Annotated in this window: 6 protein-coding genes and 1 pseudogene; 6 read left to right on the forward strand and 1 reads right to left on the reverse strand. The window is 65.7% G+C overall.

The annotated features are described in order from the left end of the window. The 5 genes and pseudogenes from EOA28_RS15460 to EOA28_RS15480 form a co-directional block, all read left to right on the forward strand. A pseudogene (locus EOA28_RS15460) lies at window positions 1-886 on the forward strand (carbohydrate kinase); the annotation flags it as partial. After that, window positions 883-2439: a sugar ABC transporter ATP-binding protein gene (locus EOA28_RS15465; protein ID WP_128315023.1), complete on the forward strand. Its 1557-nt coding sequence runs from the start codon at window positions 883-885 to the stop codon at window positions 2437-2439. The pseudogene EOA28_RS15460 and the gene EOA28_RS15465, both read left to right, overlap by 4 nt. After that, window positions 2436-3434 carry a ribose ABC transporter permease gene (locus EOA28_RS15470; protein ID WP_127385984.1) on the forward strand — a complete coding sequence of 333 codons (999 nt, stop codon included), beginning with the start codon at window positions 2436-2438 and terminating at the stop codon, window positions 3432-3434. The genes EOA28_RS15465 and EOA28_RS15470 overlap by 4 nt, the downstream gene beginning before the upstream one ends. Window positions 3435-3517: 83 nt before the next feature. Then, window positions 3518-4456 (forward strand): ABC transporter substrate-binding protein, encoded by a 939-nt coding sequence (locus tag EOA28_RS15475; protein WP_127249343.1) that lies wholly within the window; start codon window positions 3518-3520, stop codon window positions 4454-4456. A 70-nt stretch (window positions 4457-4526) separates the two neighbouring features. Continuing rightward, window positions 4527-5420 (forward strand): sugar phosphate isomerase/epimerase, encoded by an 894-nt coding sequence (locus EOA28_RS15480; RefSeq protein ID WP_127249344.1) that lies wholly within the window; start codon window positions 4527-4529, stop codon window positions 5418-5420. A gap of 4 nt (window positions 5421-5424) precedes the next feature. Here the strand turns inward: EOA28_RS15480 and EOA28_RS15485 are convergent, their stop codons facing one another. Further along, a complete protein-coding gene (locus tag EOA28_RS15485; protein WP_127385985.1) occupies window positions 5425-7230 on the reverse strand; it encodes an ABC transporter ATP-binding protein in 1806 nt (601 codons plus the stop codon). 190 nt (window positions 7231-7420) lie between these two features. Here EOA28_RS15485 and EOA28_RS15490 point away from each other — a divergent pair. Then, window positions 7421-8700: LLM class flavin-dependent oxidoreductase (locus tag EOA28_RS15490; protein WP_148670725.1), on the forward strand; the 1280-nt coding region annotated here is incomplete at its 3' end.

The raw sequence follows: 8700 nt of genomic DNA on the forward strand, positions 1-8700 counted from the left end.
CTCCTATCTCGGCTGCCATTCGCATCTGTGGGCGCCGCGCAAGCGCGACTTCTCCTCGCTGGTCGACGCCGAGGGCTGGCGTGGTCAAATGCCCGCCTTCGCGCGCGCCGGCGCCGTGACCGGCGAGCGGCGCCTTGGCCGGACCGGCAAGCCGGTCGCTATTCACAACGGCGTCCATGACAGCAACGCCGCGCTTCACGCCTATCGGCGGCAGGATCTCGGACCAGTCACTGTGGTGTCGACGGGCACCTGGGTGATCGTGCTCAATCCGGACTGCCCGCTCGAGGCGCTCGACCGCGAACGCGACATGCTGGTCAATGTCGATGTCGACGGCGGCCCGGTGCCCACGATCCGCTTCATGGGCGGGCGCGAATTCGCAGCAATCAGCGGCAATTGGCAGGGCTCGATCGCGCCGGCCTCGATACAGCGCGCGATCGACGCCGGCACCATGGCCCTGCCGAGCTTTGCCCCGGGCGGACCGCTGTCGGGGTGGACGGGCGAAATCGTCGGACGGGTTTCCGATGGCGAGGAGCGCGCGGCCGTGGCACTGCTCTACGTGGCATTGATGATCGATCTGTCGCTCGATCTGATCCGTTCAAGCAACACCGTCATCGTCGATGGCGGGCTGAACGCCGGCGGTCTGCTTGCCGCCCTCCTGGCCGCGCTGCGGTCGGGCCAACCCTTCATGCAGGGCGCCACGCTGGAAGGCAGCGCCACGGGCGCGGCCGCGCTTGCCTTCGAGAGCGTTGGCTGCGAGTTCGCCGCCGAGACTCCGGAGCCGGTACGCGCCGCGGACTTCAAGGGTCTGGACCGCTACCGCGACGACTGGCGCGGCCTCATTGCCGGGCGCCAAATAGCCGGCGCGGCGGAAGGAGCTGCGCAATGAGCGCCGCCGCCCATGTCGAGGCGCCGCAAAGGCCGGTGCTGGAGATGCGCCACATCTCCAAGACCTTCGGTCCCGTCCGCGCCCTGCAGGACGTATCGCTCACCGTCAATGCCGGTGAGCTGCATGCGCTGATGGGCGAGAACGGCGCCGGCAAATCGACGCTGATGAAGGTGCTGTCCGGCGCCTATCGGCCGGATGCCGGCGGCGAGATCCTGATCGACGGCACGCCGGTCGCCACCGGCGATCCGATCAAGGCCCGCGCCCAGGGCATCGCCGTCATTTACCAGGAACTTTCGCTGGCGCCGAACCTGACGGTGGCGCAGAACATCTTCCTCGGCAACGAACCGCGCAGGTTCGGCATTGTCGATCGCGACCAGTGCAACCGCCGCGCCAGGGAAATCGTCGAGCGGCTCGGCGTTTCTTTTTCGGCGCGCGCCCTGGTCTCCAGCCTGTCGCTTGGCGAGCGCCAGCTGGTCGAGATCGCCCGCGCTCTGTCGACCAGTGCCCGTATCATCGTCATGGACGAGCCGACCACCTCGCTGACCTCGCGCGAAACCGACCGCCTGTTCGAAGTGATCGCGACGCTGAAGGCGCAGGGCATCGCCATCATCTACATCAGCCATCGCATGGAAGAGGTCTACCAGCTCGCCGATCGGGTCAGCGTATTGCGCGACAGCGGCTATGTCGGCACCCTCGAGCGCGCCGACCTCAACGCCTCGCGCCTGGTCTCGATGATGGTCGGCCGCGATCTCTCGGCCTTCTACAAGAAGGATCACCGGCCGCCGGACAGCCAGCGCCGTGTGGCGCTGTCGGTGCGCGGCATGTCGGACGGCGGATTGCTGAAGGACTGCTCGTTCGATCTTCACCACGGCGAAGTCCTGGCGCTGGCGAGGCTGGTCGGTTCCGGCCGCACCGAGCTTGCCCGGTTGATCTTCGGCGCCGACCGCCGCAGTGCGGGCGAGTTGGAACTCGACGGCAAGCCGATTGCCATTGCTTCGCCGCGCGAGGCGCTGGAGGCCGGCATTGCCTACCTCACCGAGGACCGCAAGGAGCTCGGCCTGTTCCTCGACATGTCGATCGCGGACAACATCAATATGGGCGTGCTTGCGAAGGACGCGCGCGCCGGCGGTTTTCGCGACTTCACCGCTGCCGACAGGCGCGCGGCAAAGGCTATTGCGGACCTCTCGATCCGCACGCGCTCGGCGCAGGCCAATGCCGGCTCGCTGTCGGGCGGCAACCAGCAGAAGGTGCTGCTTGCCCGCCTTCTGGAGACCGAGCCCAAGGTCGTCATCCTCGACGAGCCGACGCGCGGCGTCGACGTCGGCGCCAAGTCGGAGATCTACCGGCTGATCGACAGCCTTGCCGGCAGGGGCATCGCCATCCTGATGATCTCCAGCGAGCTGCCCGAAGTGATCGGCGTGGCCGACCGCGTGCTGGTGATGCGCGACGGCGCCATCGTCGGCGAGGTGACGGCGTCGGAGGGCAGACCGCTGCGTCAGGAAGAGATCATGGAACTTGCGACGGGAGCGGCCCAGGAAGGACCGACAAGATGACCGACAGCTCACGGGTGGCGAAATCGGCGGATCTGGCAGTGGTCAGGAGCCGGCGGCTGCGCACGGCCTTCGCCGCGCTCGGCATGCTGCCGGTTCTGGTGCTGCTTGCCGTGGGCTTCCAGTTCATCAACCCGCGCTTCCTTACCGGCACCAACCTGCTCATCGTCAGCCAGCAGTCGTCGATCAATATCGTGCTCGCCGCCGGCATGACCTTCGTCATCCTCACCGGCGGCATCGACCTCTCCGTCGGCTCGATCCTCGCCGCCTCGGCGATGGTCGCGGTGCTGGTGTCGCTGGTGCCGGACTGGGGCATGCTCGGCATTCCGGCCGCCATTCTGCTCGGCCTCGGCTTCGGCGTCATCAACGGTCTGCTTGTCGCCTACATCAAGCTGCCGCCCTTCATCGTCACGCTGGGCTCGCTCACCGCCGTGCGCGGCGTCGCCCGCCTGCTCGGCGAGGACACGACGGTGTTCAATTCCGACCTGCCTTTCGATTTCATCGGCAATGGCTCGCTGTTCGGCATTCCGTGGCTCGTCATCATCGCGCTGACGGTGGTGGTGCTGTCCTGGCTGGTGCTCAAGCGCACCGTGCTCGGCACCTGGATCTATGCCGTGGGCGGCAATGCCGAGGCGGCGCGCCTCACCGGCATCAAGGTGCCGCTGGTGCTGCTCTTCGTCTATGGCGTGTCGGGCCTGCTCGCGGGTCTCGGCGGCGTCATGTCGGCGGCCAGGCTCTACGCCGCCAACGGCCTGCAACTCGGCCAGTCCTACGAGCTCGACGCCATCGCCGCCGTCATTCTCGGCGGCACCAGCTTCGTCGGCGGCGTCGGCTCGATCTGGGGCACGCTGATAGGCGGGCTGATCATCGCCGTGCTTTCCAACGGGCTCATTTTGGCCGGTGTCTCGGACATCTGGCAGTACATCATCAAGGGTTTGGTCATCATCGTGGCGGTCGCCCTCGACCGTTACCGGCTCCAGGCCGGAGCAAGAACGTGAATGACCTTGGTCGCCGGCCAAGATGAGCCGGATTGTGTGTAACGCACCGTGAGAGGCGCGGGGCAATCGGAGGAAGCAAGTAAATGAAGACCATCGCCAAACTTCTCTGCGGCGCGGCCCTCGCGGCCCTCGCCGTCGCGCCGGCATCGGCCAAGGACCTCAACAAGGTCGGCATCTCGGTCGGCCTGCTCGGCAACCCCTTCTTCGTCGCCACCATCAAGGGCATCGAGGACGCGGCCAAAAAGATCAACCCGAAGGTCGAGGTGACGTCGGTGTCGGCAGACTACGACCTCAACAAGCAGGTCTCGCAGATCGATTCCTTCATCGCCGCCGGCGTCGATGTCATCATGCTCAATGCCGTCGATGCCAAGGCGATCGCGCCCGCGGTCAAGAAGGCGCAGGCGGCCGGCATCGTCGTCGCCGCCTTCGACGTCTCGGCGCCGGGCGCCGACGTCACCGTGATGACCAACAACGTCAAGGCCGGCGAGGAGGCCTGCCAGTATCTGGTCGACCACACCGGCGGCAAAGGCAACTACGTCATCCTCAACGGTCCGGCCTCGTCCTCGATCCTGGAGCGCGTCAAGGGCTGCAAGAACGTGCTTGCGCATCATGCCGACATCAAGGTCCTGTCTGACGACCAGAACGCCGAAGGCTCGCGCGACGGCGGCCTGAAAGTGTTCCAGTCGCTGCTCACCCGCTTCGACAAGATCGACGCGGTGTTCGCCATCAACGATCCGACGGCGATCGGCGCGCAGCTCGCCGCCAAGCAGCTCAATCGCTCGGAATTCATCATCACCGCGGTCGACGGCGCCCCCGACATCGAGAAGGAGTTCGCCTCCGGCACCTCGATGATCAAGGCTTCAGCTTCGCAGGATCCCTATGTCATGGCCGGCCAGTCGCTGACGATGGCGGCGGATGTGCTTGCCGGCAAAAAGCCGGCCGAGCCGACCGTGCTGCTCGATCCGAAGCTGATCACCGCCGAGAACCTGAAGGACTACAAGGGCTGGACGGCGGCCCGCTAAAAAGCCTGCTCCCAAGGCTGGCGCGGCCGGATCGGTCCGGCCGCGCCTCATTCATCGGACGGAGATGATCATGTCGCGCATTGGAATCCACTCTTTCGTCTGGTCTGCGAGCTCGGTGCAGGCGGATCTCGAACGCACGCTCGCCAACACCAAGGAAGCCGGCTTCGACCTGATCGAGTTCTCCTATCTCGATCCGGCCGATGTCGATATCGGCAGGCTCGCCAAGAGCATCGCCGATCTCGGCCTGGGCGTTGCGATCAGCATCGGCCTGCCGGCCGATGGCGACATCTCCAGCCCCGACAAGGCGGTCGCCGCGCGTGGCGTCGAGATCTTGAACCGCACCGTCGCCCTCACGCGCGATCTCGGCGGTCAAAAGGTCGGCGGCATCCTCTCGACCAGTCATGGACTGCAGACCGAAGCACCGACGCGAGACCAGTGGAACCGCAGCGCGGGAACACTTGCCAAGGTTGCAGAGACCGCCAAAGCTGCCGGGGTCACGCTCAATCTCGAAATCGTCAACCGCTTCGAGAGCAACCTGCTCAACACCGCCGCGCAAGGGTTGGCCTTCATCGAGGACACCGGCTCCGACAACATCTTCCTGCATCTCGACACTTTCCATATGAACATTGAGGAGGCCGATGTCGGGCTGGCCATCCGCCACGCCGCGAAGAAGATCGGCTATGTCCATATCGGCGAGAGCCATCGCGGCTTCCTCGGCACCGGCAGCATCGATTTCGCCGCGATCTTCGATGCGCTGACGGCGATCGGCTACAGCGACGACCTCAGCTTCGAGTCCTTCTCCTCGGAGATCGTCGACGAGAACCTGTCGCGGAAGACGGCGATCTGGCGCAATCTGTGGATCGACAATATGGAGCTCGCCCGCCATGCGCGCCGCTTCATCGCGGTCGGCCTGGAGACGGCGCGGCGCAAGGCCGATCTCGTCTCGGCTTCGCAGCGGCCCTGACGCTTCAGGACAATTCGCCGTGTCGCCAGCAGGCGATCAGATGGCCGTCGCCCGCATCGGTGGCGGGCGGTTCCGCTCTCAGGCAACCGGGCTGCGCCAACGGACAGCGGCCGGCGAATGCGCACCCGCTGTTCGAATTGATCTCGGCCGCAATCTCCGCCTGGACGGAGACCGCAGGCGAATCATCTGACGACTCTGCCAAAAGCAGCTTCGTGTAGGGGTGGTTGGGCCCGCGGAATACCTGTTCGGACGTGCCGGTCTCCACCAGCCGCCCGCGATAGAGCACGCCGATCCTGTCGGCCATGTAGCGCACCACCCTGAGATCATGGCTGATGAACAGATAGGTCGTGTTCCTGTCGCGCTGCAGATCGTTGAGCAGGTTGAGCACCGTGGCCTGAACCGAGACGTCGAGCGCCGAGGTCGGCTCGTCCAGCACCACCACTTTCGGCGCGCCGGCGAAGGCCCGAGCGATCGCCGCCCTTTGCCGCTGGCCGCCGGAAAGCGAGCGTGGCTTCTGCTCGGCGGTCGTGTCGGCCAGCCTGACGGAGCGGAGAAGCTCGGCAACGCGGTTCTTCGCATCGCTCTGGCCAAGCCCGGCAAGCCGCCGCAGCGGTCGGCTGATGATCCGCCCGATCCGGTGGCGCGGATTGAGCGTGCGGTCGGGCGACTGGAAGACCATCTGCACGTCGCGCCGTTCGCCTGGCGCCCGCTTCTCGGCGCGTGGCGCCACCGTCCTGCCGAACAGCTCGACCGATCCTTGGCTGGGCGTCTGCAGCCCGGTGACGATCCGCGCCAGCGTCGATTTGCCGGAGCCGGATTCACCGATTAGGCCGAAGGTTTCGCCCTGCTCGATGCGGAGCTCGACTTTGTGCAGCACCGCCTGGTCGCCAAAGGAATGACTGATGTTCTTGCACGCGATGGCGACCTGTCTGTCTCTTGGAGCGGCAGGAGCGGGGATCGCCCCAGTACGACCACGAACGGTCGTACCGATCTCGGCCAGCCGGCCGTCCCGCTTGGTGAAATTGAGCGCCGGGATCGAGGCGATCAGCGCCTTGGTATAGGCATGGGTGGGGTTCTCGAAGACATCCGCGGCGCCGCCGCTCTCGACCACCGCGCCCGACTGCATCACCGCGACGCGGTCGCAGGAGCGGCGGATCAGGTTGATGTCGTGGCTGATGAGGAGGATGCTGGTTTTGTGGTCGCGGCGCAGGTCGTCGAGGATCGCGATGACCTCCGACTGCACGCTTGCGTCGAGCGCCGTGGTCGGCTCGTCCAGCACCAGCAGCGCCGGGTCGAGCGCGATGGCGATGGCGATGTTGGCGCGCTGCTGCATGCCGCCGGAAAGCTCATGCGGGTAGAGATCGAGCACTCGCTCGGGATTGGCGACGCGCACACGCCGGAGCAACTCGGCGGAGCGCCAGCGCGCTTCCTCGTGGCGCACCGGGCGATGGCGCATGATCGTCTCGCCGATCTGCCGGCCGATCGTCATGGCCGGACTGAGCGCGGCGCCCGGATGCTGGTAGACGGCGGCGATACGATCACCCCTCAAGCCACGCAGTTCTTCGCCGGAAAGCCCGCCGATTTCCCGGCCCTGGAATTCCAGCGCCGAGGCCGCCACTCGCGCGTTGCCCGGCAGGTAGCGCAGGATCGCCATGGCCACCGAACTCTTGCCCGAGCCGGATTCGCCGACCAGTCCCAACGCTTCGCCCTGACCTATTGCGAGCGACACGCCGTCGACGGCGGATTGCCATCCTCTTTTCCCGCCATAGGCGATGGAAAGTTTCTCCACATTCAGGACCGAAGGGGACATCAAGACCTCGAAATCGCTTTCTGCCGGTGCCCTAATCGAGGGCAATCGCTTCCGCTTGCATAGTATATTATCTCTATAAAATTACTCGAATTAAAGCCAAGCGCAATCTAGCCTTTTGGAGATTGGAGATCGCGGGTCGCGCCGACCAATGCGGCGCCCGTGTCTCCCAGCGATTTGCAAGGAGGCCAGCATGGCGCGAAATCAGTTGATCCTCAGCGCGTTCTTCTTCAACCCGCAGGGCGACCATCGCATGTCGTGGCGCCATCCACGCGCGCCAGGCCGGGAAGTGCTTGGCTTCGATTACTATCGCGAGTTGGTCCAAGCCGCCGAACGCGCCAGGATCGACACCATCTTCGTCGCCGACCACGTGTCCATCTGGGATTCGGTGAAGAGCGGTGTCGCCCACTACGCCAATGCCCGCCTCGAGCCGCTGACGCTGCTGTCGGCGCTGGCCAGCGTGACGAAACATATCGGCCTTATCACCACCGCCTCGAGCTCCTACAGCGAGCCCTACAACGTGGCGCGCCTGTTCGCCTCGCTCGACCATATCAGCGGCGGCAGGGCATCGTGGAACGTCGTCACCTCGGCCATGGACGAGGAGGCGCGCAATTTCGGCCGTGACGGCAATATCGAGCACGCCTTCCGCTACCAGCGCGCCGCCGAATTCCTCGATACCGTCAAAGGGCTGTGGGACAGCTGGGAGGACGAAGCCCTGCTGTTCGACAAGGAAACCGGCTATTTCGCCGATCCGGACAAGGTCCATGTGCTCGACCATCGCGGCGCGCATTTCAAGGTGCGCGGGCCGCTCAACGTCTCGCGGCCGCCGCAGGGCCACCCGCTGATCGTCCAGGCCGGCTCGTCCGAGGACGGCAAGAACTTCGCCACCGCCCATGCCGATGCCCATTTTGCCATCTATAGCACCAGGGAAGACGGCATCCGGTACCGTGAGGACATCAACGAGCGTCTCGCCCGATACGGCAGGAAGCCGGAGAGCTTCAAGATCCTGCCCGGCATATTGCCGATCGTCGCCGCTTCCGAGGCCGAGGCGCGCGACAGGCAGGAATATTTGCAGACGCTGCTCCCCGATCGTGTCGGCATCGATCTCCTGTCGAGCTGGAGCGGCATCGATCTCTCGGCCTATCCGCCGGACGGCCCGCTGCCGCAGCTTCCGGACGAAAGCACCTTCAATGGCGGGCGCACCTCGCTCAATCGGGTCAAGCAGTGGGCGACGCAGAACCTGACGCTGCGCGAAATCGCCCGCAAGCTGGCGAACAGCGGCTCGGTGCCGACCGTCGCCGGCACGCCGAAGCAGATCGCCGACCAGCTGCAGGACTGGTTCGAGGCGGGCGCCGCCGATGGCTTCAACCTGATGTTCCCGCTGCTGCCGGAAGACTGGATCAACTTCGCCGAGCAGGTCGTGCCGGAGCTGCAACGCCGCGGCGTCTTCCCGACCGAATACCCCCCCGGAAC

The sequence above is a fragment of the Mesorhizobium sp. M2A.F.Ca.ET.067.02.1.1 genome, from assembly GCF_004023285.1.
In the GTDB taxonomy this organism is placed as follows: Bacteria; Pseudomonadota; Alphaproteobacteria; order Rhizobiales; family Rhizobiaceae; genus Mesorhizobium.